20 protein-coding genes are annotated in these 19,930 nt (G+C 62.2%); 16 read left to right on the forward strand and 4 right to left on the reverse strand.

The genetic code is table 11. From position 1 onward, the window contains the following. The first annotated feature begins 286 nt into the window (after positions 1-286). The 14 genes from VGM61_RS11995 (at position 287) to VGM61_RS12060 (ending at position 14,919) form a co-directional block, all read left to right on the forward strand. Complete coding sequence (locus VGM61_RS11995; protein ID WP_331523053.1) at positions 287-784, forward strand: hypothetical protein; 498 nt, start codon at positions 287-289, stop codon at positions 782-784. Positions 785-898: 114 nt separating this feature from the next. Beyond that, complete coding sequence (locus VGM61_RS12000; protein ID WP_331523054.1) at positions 899-1,546, forward strand: cytochrome c3 family protein; 648 nt, start codon at positions 899-901, stop codon at positions 1,544-1,546. Further along, a complete protein-coding gene (locus VGM61_RS12005; protein WP_331523055.1) occupies positions 1,534-4,464 on the forward strand; it encodes a Fe-S-cluster-containing hydrogenase in 2,931 nt (976 codons plus the stop codon). Before VGM61_RS12000 ends, VGM61_RS12005 begins: the two co-directional genes overlap by 13 nt. Beyond that, entirely contained in the window at positions 4,461-5,768 is a 1,308-nt protein-coding gene (nrfD, locus tag VGM61_RS12010; protein ID WP_331523056.1) for an NrfD/PsrC family molybdoenzyme membrane anchor subunit, read from the forward strand. Before VGM61_RS12005 ends, nrfD begins: the two co-directional genes overlap by 4 nt. Beyond that, positions 5,765-6,295 (forward strand): DUF3341 domain-containing protein, encoded by a 531-nt coding sequence (locus tag VGM61_RS12015; protein WP_331523057.1) that lies wholly within the window; start codon positions 5,765-5,767, stop codon positions 6,293-6,295. The genes nrfD and VGM61_RS12015 overlap by 4 nt, the downstream gene beginning before the upstream one ends. Then, a complete protein-coding gene (locus VGM61_RS12020) occupies positions 6,292-6,891 on the forward strand; it encodes a cytochrome c (RefSeq protein ID WP_331523058.1) in 600 nt (199 codons plus the stop codon). Before VGM61_RS12015 ends, VGM61_RS12020 begins: the two co-directional genes overlap by 4 nt. Next, entirely contained in the window at positions 6,888-7,922 is a 1,035-nt protein-coding gene (locus VGM61_RS12025) for a hypothetical protein (protein WP_331523059.1), read from the forward strand. The genes VGM61_RS12020 and VGM61_RS12025 overlap by 4 nt, the downstream gene beginning before the upstream one ends. Beyond that, on the forward strand, positions 7,919-8,254 hold the full coding sequence (locus VGM61_RS12030; RefSeq protein ID WP_331523060.1) for a hypothetical protein: 336 nt from the start codon (positions 7,919-7,921) through the stop codon (positions 8,252-8,254). Before VGM61_RS12025 ends, VGM61_RS12030 begins: the two co-directional genes overlap by 4 nt. Beyond that, complete coding sequence (locus VGM61_RS12035; protein WP_331523061.1) at positions 8,251-9,042, forward strand: SCO family protein; 792 nt, start codon at positions 8,251-8,253, stop codon at positions 9,040-9,042. The genes VGM61_RS12030 and VGM61_RS12035 overlap by 4 nt, the downstream gene beginning before the upstream one ends. Beyond that, the gene (gene coxB, locus VGM61_RS12040) at positions 9,039-9,977 is read left to right on the forward strand and encodes a cytochrome c oxidase subunit II (protein WP_331523062.1); all 939 of its coding nucleotides are present in this window, start codon (positions 9,039-9,041) and stop codon (positions 9,975-9,977) included. The genes VGM61_RS12035 and coxB overlap by 4 nt, the downstream gene beginning before the upstream one ends. After that, positions 9,964-11,559, forward strand: coding sequence for a cytochrome c oxidase subunit I (gene ctaD / locus VGM61_RS12045; protein WP_331523063.1), 1,596 nt, complete (start codon positions 9,964-9,966; stop codon positions 11,557-11,559). The genes coxB and ctaD overlap by 14 nt, the downstream gene beginning before the upstream one ends. Next, the gene (locus tag VGM61_RS12050) at positions 11,556-12,200 is read left to right on the forward strand and encodes a cytochrome c oxidase subunit 3 family protein (protein WP_331523064.1); all 645 of its coding nucleotides are present in this window, start codon (positions 11,556-11,558) and stop codon (positions 12,198-12,200) included. The genes ctaD and VGM61_RS12050 overlap by 4 nt, the downstream gene beginning before the upstream one ends. Continuing rightward, a complete protein-coding gene (locus tag VGM61_RS12055; protein WP_331523065.1) occupies positions 12,197-12,514 on the forward strand; it encodes a cytochrome C oxidase subunit IV family protein in 318 nt (105 codons plus the stop codon). The genes VGM61_RS12050 and VGM61_RS12055 overlap by 4 nt, the downstream gene beginning before the upstream one ends. A gap of 125 nt (positions 12,515-12,639) precedes the next feature. After that, positions 12,640-14,919, forward strand: a complete 2,280-nt coding sequence (locus tag VGM61_RS12060) for an FdhF/YdeP family oxidoreductase (RefSeq protein WP_331523066.1) — start codon at positions 12,640-12,642, stop codon at positions 14,917-14,919. Here the strand turns inward: VGM61_RS12060 and VGM61_RS12065 are convergent. Then, positions 14,916-15,746, reverse strand: a complete 831-nt coding sequence (locus VGM61_RS12065) for a flavin reductase (RefSeq protein WP_331523067.1) — start codon at positions 15,744-15,746, stop codon at positions 14,916-14,918. The genes VGM61_RS12060 and VGM61_RS12065 overlap by 4 nt on opposite strands. Positions 15,747-15,840: 94 nt before the next feature. Beyond that, complete coding sequence (locus tag VGM61_RS12070) at positions 15,841-16,440, reverse strand: class I SAM-dependent methyltransferase (protein ID WP_331523068.1); 600 nt, start codon at positions 16,438-16,440, stop codon at positions 15,841-15,843. Positions 16,441-16,716: 276 nt separating this feature from the next. Here VGM61_RS12070 and VGM61_RS12075 point away from each other — a divergent pair, with 276 nt between their 5' ends. Then, on the forward strand, positions 16,717-17,601 hold the full coding sequence (locus tag VGM61_RS12075) for a pirin family protein (protein ID WP_331523069.1): 885 nt from the start codon (positions 16,717-16,719) through the stop codon (positions 17,599-17,601). A gap of 81 nt (positions 17,602-17,682) precedes the next feature. On the opposite strand, the gene VGM61_RS12080 is transcribed toward VGM61_RS12075, so the two are convergent. Continuing rightward, complete coding sequence (locus tag VGM61_RS12080; protein WP_331523070.1) at positions 17,683-18,324, reverse strand: dihydrofolate reductase family protein; 642 nt, start codon at positions 18,322-18,324, stop codon at positions 17,683-17,685. A 165-nt stretch (positions 18,325-18,489) separates the two neighbouring features. Here VGM61_RS12080 and VGM61_RS12085 point away from each other — a divergent pair, with 165 nt between their 5' ends. Next, entirely contained in the window at positions 18,490-19,311 is an 822-nt protein-coding gene (locus tag VGM61_RS12085) for a hypothetical protein (protein ID WP_331523071.1), read from the forward strand. Here VGM61_RS12085 and VGM61_RS12090 read toward each other — a convergent pair. Beyond that, the gene (locus VGM61_RS12090; protein ID WP_331523072.1) at positions 19,271-19,750 is read right to left on the reverse strand and encodes a DUF488 domain-containing protein; all 480 of its coding nucleotides are present in this window, start codon (positions 19,748-19,750) and stop codon (positions 19,271-19,273) included. The two genes, VGM61_RS12085 and VGM61_RS12090, sit on opposite strands and share 41 nt — an antisense overlap. Positions 19,751-19,930: the final 180 nt, after the last annotated feature.

The raw sequence follows: 19,930 nt of genomic DNA on the forward strand, positions 1-19,930 counted from the left end.
TCCGCCGCCAATCACACCTGGTTCACCATCCTTGGACAATCTGTTCGGACGAACCGAGCCAGGATGCATATCCTGAAAGCCTTCACCGTTGCGGGCGTATCAAAGGCGCAACGCAACGAGAGACAGCCATGGAAACTTATTTCCAAGTGTCAGCGCCTTGATGGACATTCGTCGGCCGGGGGGGTGATGACGTACCTGGGTTTGCTGATTCTCATGCGGCTAACGGGTCGAATGGCCGAATCACCCTGATACTCAAAGAAAACCAAGCAACCGGCAGGAGACCATGATGACAAGACGACATGTATTCAGCACGGCCAACATCGATGAGGCAGCCCAGGCGATGAACCGGGCCCGCCAGGCCGGCATTGCCAATGAAAATATCTCGCTTATCGCCCGGGAGGATATCGAGCGGCAGGAACTGCCCGACGAACGGAACGAAGGCGCTTCAGACTTCTATCCGGCGGCCCTGCGCGGTGTAGGCATGGGTGCGGGGTCGGGCCTCCTTGCCGGACTCATCTGCCTGGTGATCCCTCCGCTGGGGATCACCGTTGCCGGCGCCGCTGCGATGACGGTTGCGGGCGCGGCAGTGGGCGCCTGGACCAGTGCGCTGGCGGGCTCGGCCGTGCCCGATCCGATAAGCCGCAAGTTTGAAGACGAAATCAAGTCCGGCCGCATCCTGGTGGTGATTGATGGTGACGACGACGCGCTTGCGACGGCGGCGGCAGCCATCGAGGCCGGCGGCGCCAAGCAGCTGCCTTTTGATGCGCCCACCGCCCTGACGTAACACGGCGCATACGGCGGGGCCCTCCGGTTCACCTTATCCGCACGGTCCCGTCCTTACCTTGGGTCAGACCCGGCGTCAGGCGCGGACGGTTCGTGCTGGGGTGGAGCGAGGACGATGACCCAGGTTTTCCAGCCGCCATTCGTATTCCTTGTCAAACTGGTTTTCCTGGCCGTGCTGGTGATGGCGTTCATCGGCATTGTCCTGTTGCGGGCACTGACCGCCGAGGCGCACGCGGTAAACGAAGCCGTCGAGCAGCCGGTTCCCTTCAGCCACAAGCACCATGTGACCGATGTCGGCCTGGATTGCCGCTACTGCCATGCGGAGGTCGAAACGCAGGCTTTTGCCGGGATCCCGCCGGTGTCCACCTGCATGACCTGCCACTCGAAGCTTTTCACCGACCAGGCCGCGCTGGCGCCGGTGGTGAAATCGTGGGAAACCGGCGTACCACTGCAGTGGGAGCGCGTACACCAGCTTCCGGACTTCGTGTACTTCAACCATGCCATTCACGTGGCCAAGGGCGTGGGCTGCGAATCGTGCCATGGGCGGGTGGACACGATGGCGCTGGAAACACGCACGCAAGATCTTTCGATGAAGTGGTGTCTGTCGTGCCACGAGGCGCCGGAAAAATTCCTGAGGCCCCGTGAAGAGGAGTTCACCATGGGCTACAAGGCCGCCGACCAGGCCACGCTGGGGATGGAACTGGTGCAGGCCTACAGCATCGACCGGCGACGCATGATGGATTGTTCGCTGTGTCATCGCTGACCGCACGACAGCGCGAAGCCGCCCAGGCGCTGCGTGCGTCGGTGAATGGCGCACGTGGCGAGCACTACTGGCGGGCCCTTGAAAGCTTCGCGGACGATCCGCGTGTCCACGAACTGTTTCCGCAACTCCGTGACATGGGTGCGTCGCTGGACCGCCGCGCTTTCCTCAAGCTGATGGGTGCGTCGATGGCCATGGCGGGACTGGCCGCGTGCAGTGGGCCGCCGTCTGATCGCATCGTGCCGCTGCTTGGTCGCGGTGATGGCGCGCCCCCACAGCGATCCCTGTTCTATGCCACGGCCGTTGCCGTCGCCGGCGAGGTAGCAGGCATCCTGGTGGAGACGAACGAAGGCCGTCCCACCAAGATCGAAGGCAACCCAGAGCATCCCCTGAACGCCGGCGCCACCGATGCGATCACCCAGGCGATGATCCTGGAACTTTGGGATCCGGACAGGTCACAGACGCCGTACCGGAAGCAGGCAGTGGCCAGTTGGGACACATTCGACGGCGATGCTGCCGTGTTGCGGCAAACCTACGGCAAAGATGGTTCCCGTCTTCGCGTGCTTTCCGGCCGCCTGCATTCGACGACAGCCATCGACCAGGCCGGTCAATGGCTGCGACGCTTCCCGGGCTCGCGCTGGCACATTCATGAGGCTATCGACGACGCTGCCGTGATGGCGGGGCTGGACTTAGCTTATGGCCGTCCACTGCGGCCACGCCTGGACGTGTCCCATGCCCGCGTGATCCTGACCCTGGAGGCCGACCTGCTCGGCGACATGCCGGGCAAGATGAAGGCGGCACGCGATTTCACCGCGAACCGCGATCCGACGACAGGTTCGATGACCCGTTTGTATGCCGTGGAGTCGTCGCCGACACTCACGGGCGCAAACGCCGACCACACATTCCCTATGGATGCATCGGACATACCCGGGCTGGTGGATGCGCTCGCGGCAAAGCTTGGCGTGGGTCTTCAGTCCAACCCGGACCTGGTATTCCCCGCGCTGGACGCGATCGTCAACGACCTCAAAATGCATATTGGGACCAGCCTGGTGGTGGCCGGCCGCTCGTTGCCGGCGCCCGTGCACGCATGCGTGGCGGCGATCAACCACGCGCTGGGCAACGTGGGTACGAGCATCCACTACCTCCCTGTGGAGGACATCGAATCGGGTGCGGGCACCCTGGCCGGACTCGTTGCCGACATGCACGCAAGAAAGGTGGACACCCTTTTGATACTGGACGGCAATCCAGCTTATGCCGCACCGGCGATGCTGGATTTCGCCGGTGCATTGAAGAAGGTTCGCCAGAGTATCCACTTCGGGCTGTATCGTGACGAGACGGCGGCTCTCTGCGACTGGCACCTGCCCAGCCTGCATCCACTGGAGGCATGGTCGGATCTTCGCGCGGCCGATGGCACGGTGAGCGTGCAGCAGCCGGTGATATCTCCCCTCTACGCCGGGCGCTCGCTGCACGCACTATTGGGCGGAATCATCGGCGATGTCGATAACGACGACATGGCGCGTGTGATGGCGACCTGGAAGCTTTCCGGATCGGCATGGGATGAAGCCCTGCGCCGCGGCAGCATCAACACGGCAGTTACGCCGACAGTAATGCTCGGCGCTCCCCGTGTTGCCGGCACGCCTTCGGCAATGCCTTCCAGCCAGGCGCGGTCCGCCGATGCAGTGGATGTCGTGTTCCGGCCCGACGCCACGCTCTGGGACGGCCGGCATGCCAACAATGGCTGGCTGCAGGAATTGCCACGGCCACTGACACGCCTGACGTGGCACAACGCGGCTCTCGTGTCGCCGTCACTCGCCGCCGAACGGAAGCTCGCCAATGGCGACATCGTGGAGCTTCGCGCCGGCAAGCGGCGCCTGGAAATACCGATATGGATTGCACCGGGACAAGCGCCGCGCACGGTGGCCCTGGCGCTGGGCGGCGGCCGCTGGCGCGCCGGTCAGGTGGGCACGGGGCAAGGCAGCAATGCCAACGCATTGCGCCACACCGACTCTCCCTGGTTCGAAGCGGGCGTGCAGATGATTGCGACCGGGCGCCGACGGGAGCTTGCCAGTACCCAGGAACACCAGGCGATGAATGGACGGGATATCGTCCGCGCCAGCACGCTCGATGCATTCCGGGACAACCCGTCGTTCGCGCGCGGCAAGCCGACACCGCCGAGCTTCTATCCAGACAGGAGCCCCGGCGAATACGCGTGGGGCATGAGCATCGACCTCAATGCATGCATCGGCTGCAATGCATGCACCATTGCGTGTCAGTCGGAGAACAACATTCCCGTGGTGGGCGAAGACCAGGTGCGCCGTGGCCGGCAGATGCACTGGATCCGGGTAGACCGCTACTACACCGGGCAGCCCGCGGCGCCGCGTACATTCCATCAACCGGTACCGTGCATGCACTGCGAGCACGCACCATGCGAAGTGGTATGCCCGGTGGGGGCGACCGTGCATGACAGCGAAGGACTGAACCTGCAGGTATACAACCGCTGTGTCGGCACGCGTTTCTGTGCCAACAACTGCCCCTACAAGGTGAGGCGTTTCAACTTCCTGGAATTCTCCGAATGGGCCAGCGAACAATCCAAGGCACGCCGCAACCCGGAAGTGACGGTGCGCAGCCGGGGGGTGATGGAGAAGTGCACGTACTGCGTGCAACGGATCGAGTCGGCACATATCGAAGCTGATCGTGAAGGCAGGCGCATCGCCGATGGCGAGGTGGTAACTGCCTGCCAGGCGGTGTGTCCCACCAAAGCCATCGTGTTTGGCAACGTAGCCGACGACGCGACGGCCGTGGCCAGGGCCAAGGCCTCGCCACGCAGCTACGCCCTTCTCGAAGAACTCAATACCCGACCGCGAACCACGTACCTGGCTGCAATCCGCAACCCTAACCCGGCCATCGAGGGTGATGCATGACGCGCGTTGCCATCTTACCGGCTGACCACGTCCTGGACCTGGTGCTCAATCGCCGTCCCGGCCGGCTTTGGGCTGCGAGTTTCGCCGGCGCGCTAACGCTCACGATCCTGCTGGCAGCAGGCGTCGTAGTACTGCTGGTGCGCGGCGTGGGTATCTGGGGCATCGACATGCCGGTGGCGTGGGGCTTCGCCATCACCGACTACGTATGGTGGATCGGCATCGGCATGGGAGGTACGTTCATTTCCGCGGCGCTCTACCTGACACGCCAGCCCTGGCGCACCGCTTTAAGCCGCTATGCCGAGGCGATGACTGTCTTCGCGGTGTCGGTATCGGGGATCTTTCCCATCCTCCACCTGGGCCGGCCGTGGTTCTTCTACTGGCTCATGCCCTACCCTGATCGCATAGGACTGTGGCCGCAATGGCGCAGTTCCCTGAGTTGGGATTTCTTCGCCATCACCGCTTACCTGATCGTGTCGGTGTTGTACTTCTACATGGGTATGCTGCCCGATATGGCCGCGCTGCGCGATGGAGCGCGCTCACGCGGACGCCAGGTTGTATATGGCCTGCTGGCGCTTGGCTGGCGTGGCGAGGCGCGGCACTGGCAGCGCCATCGCACGTTGATGCTGCTATGGGCTGCCGTGGCGGTACCACTGGTGTTTTCGGTGCATAGCATGGTGGCGCTGGACTTCTCCGTAGGCCAGGTGGCTGGCTGGCATTCGACGATATTCCCGCCGTTCTTCGTAGCCGGGGCACTGTTCTCCGGCTGCGCCATGGTGCTGGTGTTGGGCATCCCGATGCGACGCTCGCTGGGCCTGGAGACCATCATCACCATCGATCATTTCGAGAAGCTCGCCCGCCTCATGCTGGCGATCGGGCTGATCGTGGCGTATGGCTATGTGATGGAGGTATTCACCGCGTACTACAGCGGCGATGCCCAGGAGATCGCGCTGGCGCGGAACAGGTTCGGTGGAGCGTATGCATGGGTGTACTGGAGCACCATCGGTTGTAATTCACTGGCGCTGCAAGCGTTGTGGTGGCGCCGCGTGCGCACCAGCTTACCTGCGCTCATGGTGGTCGGAATACTGGTGTTGGTGGGCATGTGGATGGAGCGCTTCATGCTGATCGTCACCAGCATCTATCGCGAGCGGCTGCCATCGAGCTGGGGCATGTTTTATCCCACGTTATGGGATTTCGCCTTCCTGTTCGGATCGATCGGGCTTTTCCTTGCCTTGTTCCTGCTGTTCGTCCGGTACCTACCGGTGCTGCCGGTGTTCGAACTGCGCCAGGAGGGAGAAACGCCATGACCAGTGCAACAGGCTGCCTGTTCCAGATGACCGACGGCGCCAGCCTGCTCGGCGCCGTACGGCACCTGCAAAGCCGTGGCTTCAAGCAATTGGAAGCCTATTCGCCGTATGAAGTCACCGGCCTGGCCGATGCACTGGGTGCGGCGCCGCGGCGCATCCCGTTGCTGATGCTGCTCGGTGGCGTTGCTGGCGGCGCGCTTACACTTTTCATGGAGTACGTGTCCGCAGTAGTGGACTATCCGCTCAATGTAGGCGGACGCCCGGATGCCAGCTGGCCGGCTTTCGCGCCGGCAGCGATCGAGATGACCATCCTGTTCGCGGTGCTGGCCAGTGTGCTTGGCATGCTGCATGGAAGCGGCCTGCCGAAGCTTTACCACCCGCTTTTCAATGTGGCCTGGTTCGATGTGGCCAGCCGCGACGGCTACCTGCTGTTCGTCCACGCAAAGGATCCATCCTACGACGTGGAGTGCCTGGTGCAGGTGCTTGGTGACCGTGGCCTGGAGCGGTGGCAGGAGGTGCAGCCATGATGCGCATAGTGCGTGCGGCGGCCATGCTTTGCCTGCTGACCGGTTGCGAGCGAGGCATGCACCAGATGTACGACCAGCCACGCTATCGGACCCAGCAACCCAGTCCGCTCTTCGCCGATGGCAATAGTGCGCGCGTGGGACCTCACGGCAGCGTGGCGGTAACCGGCGGTGTGGCCGCTGATACCAGTAGTGGCCGCCGGGGCGTGCTTGCGTCCAGGCCCGCCCCGGAACCCGCGGCGTGGGACCTGGCCACGCTGCAACGCGGACAGCAGCGCTACGACATCTACTGCGCGCCTTGCCATGGAGCCACCGGAAGCGGTGACGGCATAGTGGTGCAGCGCGGTTTCCCCGCACCGCCCAGTTACCACACCGATCGCCTGCGACAGGCTCCAGATTCCCACCTGTTCGACGTGATCAGCAACGGCTATGGCGTGATGTACCGCTACGGCGATCGTATTTCCACTGGCGACCGCTGGGCCATCGTGGGTTACATACGCGCATTGCAGTTGAGCCAGCATGCCACACGCGACCGCTTGCGTCCGGAAGACATCACCCGGCTCGAGGCCAGCCAGGTATCGCCCGAGGGACGGCGATGAAGGCGCGCGTACGCGCCATCGTGGTGGTCGCGGCCGTGGCGGCCTTGCTGGCATGCGCCTGCCTTGGAGCCGATGCCTGGTCGGCGTGGTTGCCACCGGTACTGTTCGTTTCAGGAGCAGGCATGGGGTTGCTGGCGATGGGTTGGATACATGCACTCACGGGCGGCGCCTGGGGCGCGCCCCTGCGCCCGCCCGCGCGCGCAGCAAGCATGCTGGTAATCCTGGCCGTGGTTGCGTGGCTACCCGTTGCCTGGCAATCGCCGGATATTCTTAGCTGGATGCATGGCGACCTGGTACCCGCGCAGCGCTGGTTCCTGTCCCCGGGCTTCTTCTTTATCCGCACTGCCGTTTGCCTGGCGGCGATGGCGATATTCGGCTGGGCAGGATGGAGACGCCCGGTAACGATGCGGCGCGGTGTGCTGAGCCTGCTGGTGTATGCCGTGGTGGTGTCGATGGTGGCGGTGGATTGGGTGATGGCGCTGGTACCGGCATGGCATTCGGCGGTGCTGGGCATGACCCTGGCATCCAGCCAGATGGTGTCGGGCGCGGCGTTCGGACTGATATGCGTTGCATCCGCTCGCGTGGCGCCGCCGGGCGACGCGCTGCTGCGCGATCTTGCCAACCTGCTCCTGGCGTTGACACTTCTGTGGGGCTACCTCGCCTTCATGGATTACCTTACCGCCTGGATTGCCGACCAGCCGACGGAAGTCGCCTGGTACCTGCCGCGCGTGGCGACAAGCTGGTGGTGGCTGAGCGTGGTCATGGTGCTGCTGGGGTTTGTCATACCACTGGTGAGCCTGCTGTCGCACAAGCTGAAACGCGACCCGCGGGCGCTGCGCTGGGTGGCAGGGGTCGCGCTATCGGGCCAGGCGTGCTTCCTGGCGTGGCTAGTGTTGCCCAGCTTGCGGTCGCACGGGATGCATGCGGGTATCGCAGATGTGCTGGCGTGGTCGGGCATGTTGGTACTGGCGTGGGCCGTGGTCGACGGCGCATGGGCGCGAAGCACCGCATGTTTCGGATCACGCGCATGAGCCAGCGCGACGCCCACGAGAACTACGCCGTTGCGGCACGTAGCCTGCACTGGATTGCCCTCGTGCTCGTGGTGGTGCTGGCGGGCACAGTGGTCGGCATGTACCTGCTGTGGCAGTCGTGGACGCCCCGTGTCCCGCCGATGCCTGCCTCCTCGCTAGCTCCGGCACCGCGTCTGCAGGTGCACGCGCCGGCCGATCTGGCCGCGGCTCGTCGACACGATGTGCAACGACTTGGGCAGTACGCCTGGGTTGACCGCGGTGCCGGCGTGGCGCGCATACCCGTTGCGCGTGCAATGGTGCTGCTGGCCAAACCCAGGGAGGCGGGAAAATGACCCGGGCGATGACGCGGGTGAGGGGCATGGTGATGTTCGCGGCGACGCTGCTGGTTTTGCTGGCCGGTACCGCCCTGGCCGGCGTTGCACCTCCGTCCGACCTGCAACAGCGTGCCGGCTTCGACCAGCACGTGGGCCAGCGTTTACCGATGGACCTGGACCTCCGCGGCAACACGCTGGCCGGGATAGGCCACGATCGCCCGCTCCTTCTGGCCTTCGGTTACTACCACTGCCCGAACCTTTGTGACCTGGTCCTGCAGGGTATGGCGCGCGCCATCTCGGTGATGAAACTGCAACCGGGCCGCGACATCGAGGTGGTGTTCGTCAGTATCGATCCACGCGAGACATCCGGCGATGCCGCCGATGCCGCCGCCATGCTCCATGGCATGTTCCCCCGTGCCGGACTGGAACACTGGCATTTGCTGACGGCAGACGCACCGGCCATTTCAGCCCTTACCCACGCCGCGGGTTTCCGTTATTTCTTCGACGCGAGAATCAATCAGTTCGCCCACCCGGCCGGATGGGTCGTGGCCACCGGTCAAGGCGTGGTCGCGCAGTATTTCCCCGGTGTCACCTATGAGCCGCAGGCACTGCGCCTGGCCTTGGTTGACGGCTCGCGCGGGAAGCTTGGGACCGTTGTCGATCGCTTCGTGCTGCTGTGCTGTGGCTACGATCCAGCTACGGGACGTTATAGCCTGCTGATCGGCAGGATCTCTGCCGTGCTCGGCTCGGCCTTCGTGCTGGTGATGCTGATCGCGTGGTGGCGCCTGGCCCGGAGGCGGCCATGAGCACCCTGCCCCAGGCCTCCACCTTCGCCGGCCGGGTCGACGGCATGTTCTACGCCTTGCTGGCACTGTCGGGCGTCGTGGTGCTTGGCGTATTCGTGGCCATGATCTGGTTCGCGGTGAAGTACCGCCACGGCACGGCAGCCAACCGCAAGGGCAATTCACATCGCGACATGGGCCTGGAGCTTGCCTGGACGTTGATCCCGCTATTGATGTTCGTCGGCATCTTCGCCTGGAGCGTAAAGTTATGGATTGAACTGCGCACGCCGCCGGCCGACGCTTCCACGGTGTACGTGGTGGCCAGGCAATGGATGTGGAAGGTGCAGCATCCTGACGGCCGCCGGGAAATCAACACCCTGCACGTTCCCGTGGGCCAGCCCATACGGCTGGTGATGATCTCCGAGGACGTCATCCACAGCTTCTACGTGCCTGCCTTCCGTATCAAGCAGGACGTACTGCCCGGGCGCTATACCGACCAATGGTTTACCGCTACCCAACCGGGCACCTACGACCTTTTCTGCGCGGAGTTCTGCGGCACCGACCATTCGCGCATGGGTGGTTCGGTGGTGGTGATGAACATGGCCGACTACCAGCGATGGCTGCGTGGCGAATCCCACGATGGACTGGCGGCCCAGGGCGCGGCGCTGTTCCGCCGGTTCGGATGCAGCGGATGCCACGACCCTGCCGCAGGCGTGCACGCACCCGACCTGGATGGCCTGTATGGCAGCACGGTACCGCTGGCCGACGGTACGCAGGTACGCGCTGACGATCGCTACATCCACGATTCCATCGTGCTCCCATTGAGCCAGGTGGCGGCCGGGTACCCGCCGGTCATGCCCAGCTACCAGGGTCGCATCGGCGAAGACGACATCCTCGCCCTTACCGCCTACATCAAGTCGCGTGGCGCCACCCAGGAGACACCCCATGCCGGGCAATGAACAGGCGCCGAACTATCTGCAGGTGGGAACGACCCTCCGATCCTGGCTTACCACGCACGATCACAAGAAGATCGGCATCCTGTACGCCCTGGCCATCACGTTCTTCTTTTTTCTTGGTGGCGCGGCGGCGGCACTGATCCGGCTGGAACTGGCCACGCCCGCCGGCGACCTGATGACCGCCAAAACATACAACAAGATGTTCACCTTCCACGGCGTGGTGATGGTGTGGTTCTTCCTTATCCCGTCCATTCCCGCCACGCTGGGGAATTTCCTGCTGCCGCTGATGATCGGGGCACGCGATGTCGCCTTTCCGCGCCTGAATCTATTGAGCTGGTACCTGTATATCGGTGGAGGCCTGTTCACGGTGGCATGCCTTTTGATGGGAGGCGTGGACACCGGCTGGACGTTCTACACGCCTTTCTCGACCATGTTCTCCAATAGCCATGTGATATTGGCCGTGGTGGGCGTGTTCATCGTGGGATTCTCATCGATCCTTACGGGCCTGAATTTCATCGTCACCGTGCACACCATGCGTACCCGTGGCATGACGTGGTTTCGCCTGCCGCTGTTCGTGTGGTCGATGTATGGCGTTTCGCTGGTGATGATGCTGGCAACGCCAGTGCTGGCGATGACCCTGGTGTTGATCGCCGTCGAACGCCTGGGCGGTGTTGGCATCTTCGATCCGGCGCTCGGGGGCGACCCGGTGCTGTTCCAGCACTTCTTCTGGTTCTATTCGCACCCGGCGGTGTACATCATGATTCTCCCGGCCATGGGCGTGGTGAGCGAGGTGATCACCGCCAGCGTGCGGCGGCGGATCTTCGGCTACCGGTTCATGGTGTATTCGATACTTGGCATTGCCGTGGTGGGCTTCACTGTGTGGGGGCACCACATGTTCGTGGCGGGCCAGTCGATGTACGCCAGCATCGTGTTCTCGATCCTCTCGTTCATCATCGCCGTGCCTTCGGCCATCAAGGTGTTCAACTGGACGGCCACGCTGTACAAAGGCGACATCACCTTCCGCGCGCCGATGATCTACGCACTGGGCTTCGTCGGGCTGTTCATGGTGGGTGGCCTCACCGGTCTGTTCCTGGCTGCCACCGCGCTGGATGTGAACCTTACCGATACCTACTTCGTGGTGGCCCACTTCCACTACATCATGGTGGGCGGGGCAGTGATGGCATACCTGGGCGGCGTGCATTTCTGGTGGCCGAAGATCACTGGCCGAATGTACCCGGAGAGCTGGGCGCGTTTCGCCGCCATCGTCATGTTCTTCGGCTTCAACCTCACCTTCTTTCCGCAGTTCCTGCTCGGTGCCGAAGGGATGCCGCGCCGGTATCACGAGTATCCGGCCAAGTATGAATTGCTCAACGTGCTGTCGTCTGCGGGCGCGTCGTTGCTTGCGCTGGCCTACCTGCTTCCCCTGGGCTACCTCCTGTGGTCGCTGGCCCGGGGCGGGAAGGCGCCGGACAACCCCTGGGACGCTCGCGGCCTGGAGTGGGAAACCAGTTCACCTCCGCCACCGGGGAATTTCCTGGTTCAGCCGGAAGTGGAAGGTGGACCCTACGCCTACGAAGAGCCATGAGCTACCGGGCGGCCAGCGTGCAAGAGCAGTTCGACGATGCTTCCCAGCAACGGGAAGCATCCATGCTCGGCATGTGGGCGTTCCTGGCCACCGAAGTGCTGTTCTTCGGCGTGTTGATTGCGGCATACACACTATGCCGCGTGCGTTTTCCCGAGGCATTTGCCGCCGGCAGCCGGCGCACGGATGTCGTGCTTGGCACGCTCGAGACAGCCGTACTGCTGGCCAGTAGCTGCACCGTTGCGCTTGCCGTGCGTGACCTGCAGCTTGGCGGGCGTCGCGCTGCGATGTGGCTGCTGGTGGCTACGGCCGCCCTGGGTGCGACCTTCCTGTGTATTCACGGCTTCGAATACGTCACCGAATACCGCGAGGGGCTGATTCCCATCCTGCACTACGCGCAGGATGGTCCCGAAGCGATACCCATGCAGCTGTTTTTCTTTCTGTACTACGTGACGACTCTGTTCCATGGCCTGCATGTAACGATCGGCGTGGTGCTGCTGCTGGTGATGGCCTGGCGCACCCGTCGCGGGGATTTCCGTCCCAGGTATCACACGCCGGTGGAGCTCTCCGCGCTGTACTGGCACCTTGTCGATATCGTATGGATCTTCGTCTTCCCCTTGATGTACCTGGTAGGCCGCGCATGAAGAACTCCCACACACCCGCGTCCGGACCGCGCCCGCCATCGTTGTCGAGTCATCTGAAGGTGTTCATTGCCCTGCTCGTCCTGCTGTTGGCAAGCGTGGGAACCGCTTATATTCCCATGGGGCCGTTCAACCTGGCTTCCAATATCGGCATCGCGGTGGCGAAGGCATTACTGGTGCTGGTGTTCTTCATGCGACTGAAGACGGACAGCCCGCTCCTGCGCATCGTGGCATCGATCGGCTTTGCCTGGGTGCTGGTATTGATCGGGCTTTCGCTCACGGACATCCTCACGCGGGGCATCGGGCCGGTCAGCTAGGCCGGAGCGATCGTGTGAACGCCGCGTCGATGGCGGCCGCCCAGGCCATGACAGACATCCAACGGGGATCGCCACATCATGGCGCGTGGCCGCAGCCAGCGGCGCCTTATACAGGCAGGTCGACCGTGGACGATGAAACAGGCAAGCCCCGCGAATACGACGGCGCGGCAGGCGGCTGGGGCTCTTTGAGCGGCTTGGCCAAGGTATATCGGCGGGAACATCCCGATGGCGCGCTTGCCACCCTGCTGCGGCAGAACAAGGCGCGTGGATTCATGTGCACCTCGTGTGCATGGGGTAAACCCGCCCATACACACGCCTTCGAGTTCTGCGAGAACGGTGCAAAATCCACCATCTGGGAATTGACCCGCGATCGTTGTACGCCGGACTTCTTCCAGGCGCACACCGTGGCGGAATTGCGCCAGTGGCAGGACTACGATCTCGAGATGGCCGGCCGGCTTACCGAGCCGCTGCGATATGACGCGGCAACCGACCGCTACGTTGCCTGCAGCTGGGCAGACGCCTTCCAGGGAATCGGCCGCGAACTGAAGGCGCTGGAACCGCCTTCGGTGGTGTTCTATGCCTCGGGCAAGGCCTCGCTTGAGGCATCCTACCTGTATGCATTGATGGCGCGGGTATACGGCAACAACAACTTGCCGGACAGTTCCAACATGTGCCACGAGACCACGTCGGTAGGTCTCAAGAAAGTCATCGGATCACCGGTCGGCACGTGCGTCCTGGAAGATTTCGAGTACTGCGATGCCATTTTCTACTTTGGACAGAATCCGGGCACCAATAGCCCACGCTTCCTGCATCCACTGCAAGATGCCGTCAAACGCGGATGCAAGATCATCACCTTCAACCCCGTGCGCGAAGTGGGACTGTTGCGCTTCGTCAATCCGCAAAATCCCCTGCAGATGCTCACCGGGCATCCCACGGACCTGTCGCACATGTACTTGCAGGTTCGCCCCGGCGGCGATATCGCGGCCATCATGGGGTTGTGCAAACACGTGCTGGCGGTGGATGCGTCCCGGCGCAGCCATGGCGATGAGGGCGTGCTCGACCGGGCCTTCATCGCCGAACACACGTCAGGTTTCGAAACATTCGCCGCCGCCGCCGGACAGGCCTCGTGGGAAGATATCCAATACCACTCGGGGTTGCGCCGCGCCGACCTTGAAGCGGCGGCCGAGGTATATCTCGCGGCCCAACGTGTCATCGGCGTCTATGGCATGGGACTGACCCAGCACGTGCACGGTTCGCAGAGTATCGGCATGCTGGTCAACCTGCTTCTTCTTCGTGGGAATATCGGCCGCCAGGGTGCCGGCATCTCGCCGGTACGCGGCCATTCCAACGTGCAAGGACAGCGCACCGTCGGTATTTCGGAGAAGCCGGAACTGGTGCCGCTGGACAAGCTGGCCGAGCTTTTCGACTTCCAGCCACCGCGTGAGAAGGGCCTTACCACGGTGGAGGTTTGCGAGGGGGTACGCAGCGGCTCGGTCCGCGCCTTTGTCAGCCTTGGCGGGAATTTCGTCCGCGCCATTCCCGAACGAGAGGCGATGGAAGCGGCCTGGCAGGATCAGGCGCTGACCGTCTACATCGCCACCAAACTAAACCGCAGCCACCTGGTGCATGGCCGGGCCTCATGGCTGCTGCCATGCCTGGCCCGGTCCGAGGAGGACATCCAGGCCAGCGGACCGCAGGCGGTGTCGATCGAGGACAGCTTCAGCCATATACATGGTTCAGTCGGCCATGCCGAGCCCGCCGGCCCGTACCTGAAGTCAGAACCAGCGATCATCGCCGGCATCGCGCGGGCAACGCTTGCCGTCAATCCCAGGCAGCCATGGGAAACATGGATAGACGACTACGGCCGCGTGCGCGAGCTGATCGAGAAGACCTACCCCGACCAGTTCCACGATTATTCCGCGCGGATGTTCAACAAGGGTGGCTTCTACCGTGGCAATGCCGCCCACGAACGGAAGTGGAAGACCAAAAGCGGAAAGGCGGACTTCACCGCCCCCACCGTGATGTCGGCACTGGGCGTGGGTGATGCACCGGGCCGTTTCCATTTGATCACCATGCGCTCGAACGACCAGTTCAACACCACCATCTACGGGTTCAGTGATCGCCTTCGCGGCCTGGAAGGATCGCGGATGATCCTGCTGGTAAATCCCGCTGACATGGCGCGGGAAAACCTTCGCGAGGGCGACCGTGTATCCCTGGTGACCGACGCCGGGGACGGCGTTTCCCGCGAAGTGACGGGCCTCACCGTGACAGCATTTGATCTTCCCGACGGGTGTGTCGGTGGCTACTACCCGGAGATGAATCCCCTGATTCCTTTGTGGTATCACGACGAGGCGTCGAAGACGCCAGCGGCGAAGGGTGTTCCGGTACGCATACGACCAGCCTAGATTTCCGTGAACGGCGTTCCTGACCGGCGGCGGTAGGCTTGGTGAAAGCCCGCTGTGTGATGCAGCTGGTCGCCAGCGGAATACCCTTCATCCGCGATAACCCGACAAAGGAAAAAAGTGTGCAGGCCGATCTCCTGACTGTGCACGATGGCCAGTTCCTGGACGCGCAGTGCCGAGGCAACTACGGGGATGCCAGACTCCTTCGACGGCTGGACCGGAAACTGCAACGCATCCCAATCGTGAAGCGGGCTTTTGTGATGCTCGGCGGCCTTGTAGACCGCAGCTTTCATCGTCGCGGGAATATGCGACAGCGCCACCCGGCGCGTTTCCCGTATGGTTTGCACCGAAACATTGGTGCTGCGAAGTGCCAGGGAGAAAATGCCGCTCCGTTCCAACGGGCCTATCAGGTCCATCGGGAAGATATTCCGGTGGTCTGGGGTATTGACCGAGACAAGCACCACCGGCCGCGGAATCAGGTAAGCGATCATCAGCTGTTGTACTGCGGCAGGCTCGGTATTCAAGTGGTTCGTCAGGCGATTCTTCGTCATCTGGCGGTTTTGCAACCACGCGTTCCATGCTCCCCGTGGCCAGCCGAGGCATCGGTGGCTTCCCGCTGAAACATGGTAGAGGGTGAGCGTGGTGTTTTCTGCGGACAGGGCTGCCATCCGAACCAGGCGCAACGTCCCCAGCAACTTTCCCGTGGCGCGATCGCGGTACTGAAGCACGGGATGTTCACCGGCATCGACGCTGGTGGCGATGACCAGTGGCTTTAGCGAGGCCACGGTGTGGTCCGTGGTGACGTCGACGCAGTTGCCCTTCCAGGACACGGCCGCGGTAACCACCTGCTGCGGGGGAGCAACACCTACCGTGGCCCATTGAGGCAGGGGACGCACGAATGGCCTGATCCAGTCCTTCCACATATCAGACACGCCGGAACATCAGGAACATGAATGGTTGGATGGCCAGTCCAGGCCCGCGGGGAATAAGTCTTTCCATTCGGAAATGCGGCGCCGCTGCGCGCGCCACGACACGCGGGGCAAATCGATGAACACCGCTTTCGCTGGGAACGGCGTACTTGCCACGTCGCACAAGATTCATGAGATTCGCCCGCCACCAGGCATAACGAGCGTCGACGAGACAATAAGGGTTGACCATATTGGCCAGGACAAAGCCACCCGGGTCGACAACACGGGACAGCTCTTCAAACAGAGCCGTGTGATCGGAAAAATGATCCAGTACGGCGAAGTTCGCCGTCACTGCGTATACCTTGCAGGTGAGCGGCAAAGCGACCCGGATAATGGATTCGCGGGCAATCTCCTCGCCACAATGCACTGCCAGGTGACCGAGCATCGCATCGGACGGTTCGTAGACGAAAGCCCGGTGTCCATGGCCGGCATAAACCTTAGCGTCGATACCCGTGCCGGCGCCAAAATCGAGCACATCGGCTCCCTTGGGCAGCAAGGTCAACACCAGCTTCTGAAACCTTTCGCGCACCGGCTGATCCCGCTTCGAGGCCAGCATGAAGTTGTGATACTGCTCTCCAGTGTGCATGCCGATGTCGCTATAGTGATGAATTCAGGTTCTCCCGGCACGCCCGAAGTCTGCGTTGCTTGTTTCGATCTTCCGGCGCAGGCTTCAGGGACTCTCCTGGGTGAGTCCCCACATATGCCGGGAAAGTTGCATCGAGCCGGGCGCAAGCTGCGATTCCACTAAGCAGGTGATTCCATGACCAACTCCGAGCAACGTCCTCCCATGCCCGACACTCGACATGGCCAGCACCATCCAGGCCACCGAGTAATGGAACGCATCGACACCCGGGGTGCGGATGTCGGCGGCATTCCCATTCACCGTGCCATGCCCACGTCCGGGCGTCGCATGGTGGGCGCCTGGTGCTTCCTGGACCATGCAGGGCCGGTGGACGCTGCGCCCGGACACGGCCTGCACGTGGGTCCGCATCCGCACATTGGGCTACAGACCTTCACCTGGATGATCGAGGGCGAGATCATGCATCGCGACAGCCTGGGCTACGAGCAGCTGATACGCCCCGGCCAGGTCAACCTGATGACGGCCGGCCGCGGCATTGCCCACTCGGAAGACGAAGCCTCGCCCGCCGCCGGACGCCTGCATGCGGTGCAGCTCTGGATCGCGCTTCCCGAAGCTGAACGTCATCGGCCGCCGGCTTTCCAGCATTATCCGAAGTTACCCCTCGTCGACGAAGGCGGTTTCCACGTGACCGTGCTGGTTGGCGAAGCCTTCGGAAAGCAGGCCGCGCCGGAGGTTTATTCGCCCCTGGTGGGCATGGACCTTACGGCCGGCGACGCGGCGGGCTTGAGCGTTCCACTTCAACCAGGTTTCGAATACGCCGTGCTTGTGCTGAGCGGGGAGGCCCGGATCGAAGGTGAAGTGCTTGAGCCGGACACCCTGCTTTATCTCGGCAGCGGCCGAGAGCAGCTGGACTTGCAATGCGGCGCGGCATGCCGGTTGGTTCTTATCGGTGGCGAACCTTTCGGTGAGGAAATTCTTCTTTGGTGGAATTTTGTCGCACGCCACCCTGAAGAAATGGAGCAGGCCACGGCTGCATGGAATGAGCACCGGCATTTTGGGGAGGTCAAGGGCAGTCCGTCCGCCCGGCTTGTCGCCCCGGACGTACCTGCACTGCGCCAGCCACAACCCTTCAGTTGATCCGCATCGACAGTTCGACATCCTCGCCAAATGGCGTGGACATGTAGCCACTGCCAGGAGCTCGCACGCGCGGTGAATTCCTCAACGACTGAGTACGATGTGGTTCGCGTGCTCGGTCGCCGCCTGCTCGACCACGTTGAATCCCAGTGCGGGCAGGTCGATGCCCTGGAACATCGCCTCACCGTGCCCCAATACGACGGGGGCGATGGCGAAATGGATTTCGTCGACGAGACCCGCCTGAAGATACTGCCGCACTGTCGACACGCCGCCACCAATCTTGATGTCCTTGCCGCCCGCCGCGGCCCGGGCCTGGCCAAGCGCGGCTTCGATGCCCGTGGTAATGAAATGGAACGTCGTGCCACCTTCCATCACGATGGGATCGCGCGGATAGTGCGTGAGTATGAATGTGGGCGCGTGATAGGGCGGATCATCTCCCCACCAGCCCTTCCAGTTCATATCCGGCCAGTCGTCCCGTATGGGGCCGAACATGTTGCGGCCCAGGATGAAGGCGCCAAAGCCGTCCATCGCACGGTGCGCATAGTGCTCGTCAACGCCTTCCGAGCCGCCGCTTTTGCCGACCATCGCTTTGAAGCTTTTCGTGCCGAAGAACCATTGAAACAACTCCGCCCCGCGCTTGCCTAGCGGGCTCTCCAGGCTCTGCTCTGGCCCGGCCCCGAAGCCATCGATGGAAAGCGAGAAGCCTGCAACCCGAATCTTCGTCATGGCAACCTCAGTACGGAAATTGAAGGTAACTTAGATCATGCGGGCCAGCACCGGTCAACTGCCACGCCCAGTCACTTCAACCGCGCATGCATCGTACGCAGGACACGAGCCGGCACCTAACGATACGATTGCCCCAACTGCCCTCAACACATCGGACTCGTGGCCATGGCGCACTCAAGGATTGAACGCATTCTTATCCTGGCAAAGACCTATCCATCACCTAGTTCGCAATACGTGGAAACATCATGTGTTGCTGGCATCACCGAACAAGGCTGCATGCGGCGTCTCTACCCGGTGCCCTTTCGGCTTGTTGAAGATCGGAGGCAATTCAAGAAGTGGCAATGGGTGGATGTTCGCGTTAGCAAGCCTGCGAGTGACCGCAGACCCGAAAGTCACCGTATTTATGTAGATACCCTGGAATGCGGCAGTCAAATAACTACGAAGGACGATTGGATAGAGCGTCGACGCTGGATCGACAACTCACCAAGTTTTGGTGACTTCGCCAGCTTGGATACCGCACGCCTTGATAGTGGTCTTTCACTCGGCATTCTTCGCCCCAACCGGATTCTTTGTTTGGATATCCAACCTTCGCGAAGCCCCCACTGGACGTCGGAGGAGCGCGAAAAACTTAAGAAGCAACAGATGGAGTTGTTCTCGGAGGCAGATGCTCGTCGCGATATGCAAGATCTGCGAAAAATCCCCCACGACTTCTACTATCACTACCTGTGTCGAACATCGGAAGGCGATGTCGAGTATCGACATAAAATTGTCGACTGGGAAATAGGAGCGCTCTACTGGAACTGCTTAAGGAATCATGGCAAAGGCTGGGAGGCAGCATTTCGGCGAAAAATCGAAAGCGAGCTTCCGGCACGCGACCTGATGTTCCTGATGGGGAATCTGCACCGCTTTCAGGACCAATGGCTAATTGTGAGCCTAATCTATCCGCCTAAGCGGGCTGCAGGCTCAGCACAGGGCGCGCTATTTTGACATTTCGGGCGGCCAGATGACGTACCTCGCCCCCTGAGTGGCAACCAACTGCATCCGCAACGAAAGATCGATGGCAAAACCTATAGTCGGTCTCGAAACACAGCAACGCGCAGGATGAATCCGATGCGATTGCCGCGAGTTCCTCGATTGCCTCGGTTTGATTGCTCAAATGACGGAGAAAGCCTTTCGTATACTGCTGCCAGTTTCCGTCTATCTTGTAGCGGTCACGGACATGCTTGGGGCATCCGAGCCTGACCATGTGTTCATATTCCAACCCGGAATCTGTGAGCCTCTGGGCGAGCGCACGCTTGGAAAACCCGGGTTTGCGAGACAGGGGAAGCTCTCGGATGTCGACGACTTTCTGAACATCGTTCTCGAGAAGCAGGGCAATGAAAGAGTGGACGTCGAGTCCCTCATAGCCGATCGTAAAAATCTTCATCAAACATCCCTCTGGGTGCTAGCAGTCTAACTGCTTGGCCGGAAGTTCGCTCCCCTGGTGCAAGGCAGGTATCAAGGTGTTCATTGTCGATGGAGGCCTAAGCAAGGCATTCTAGATCGGCTCTAGGTCCGCCAAAGTTGCGACGGTCAGGGCTCCAATGGTGCTCAATCGCCTTGCGGG

Source organism: Pinirhizobacter sp., assembly GCF_036499745.1.
In the GTDB taxonomy this organism is placed as follows: domain Bacteria; phylum Pseudomonadota; class Gammaproteobacteria; order Xanthomonadales; family Rhodanobacteraceae; genus Pinirhizobacter.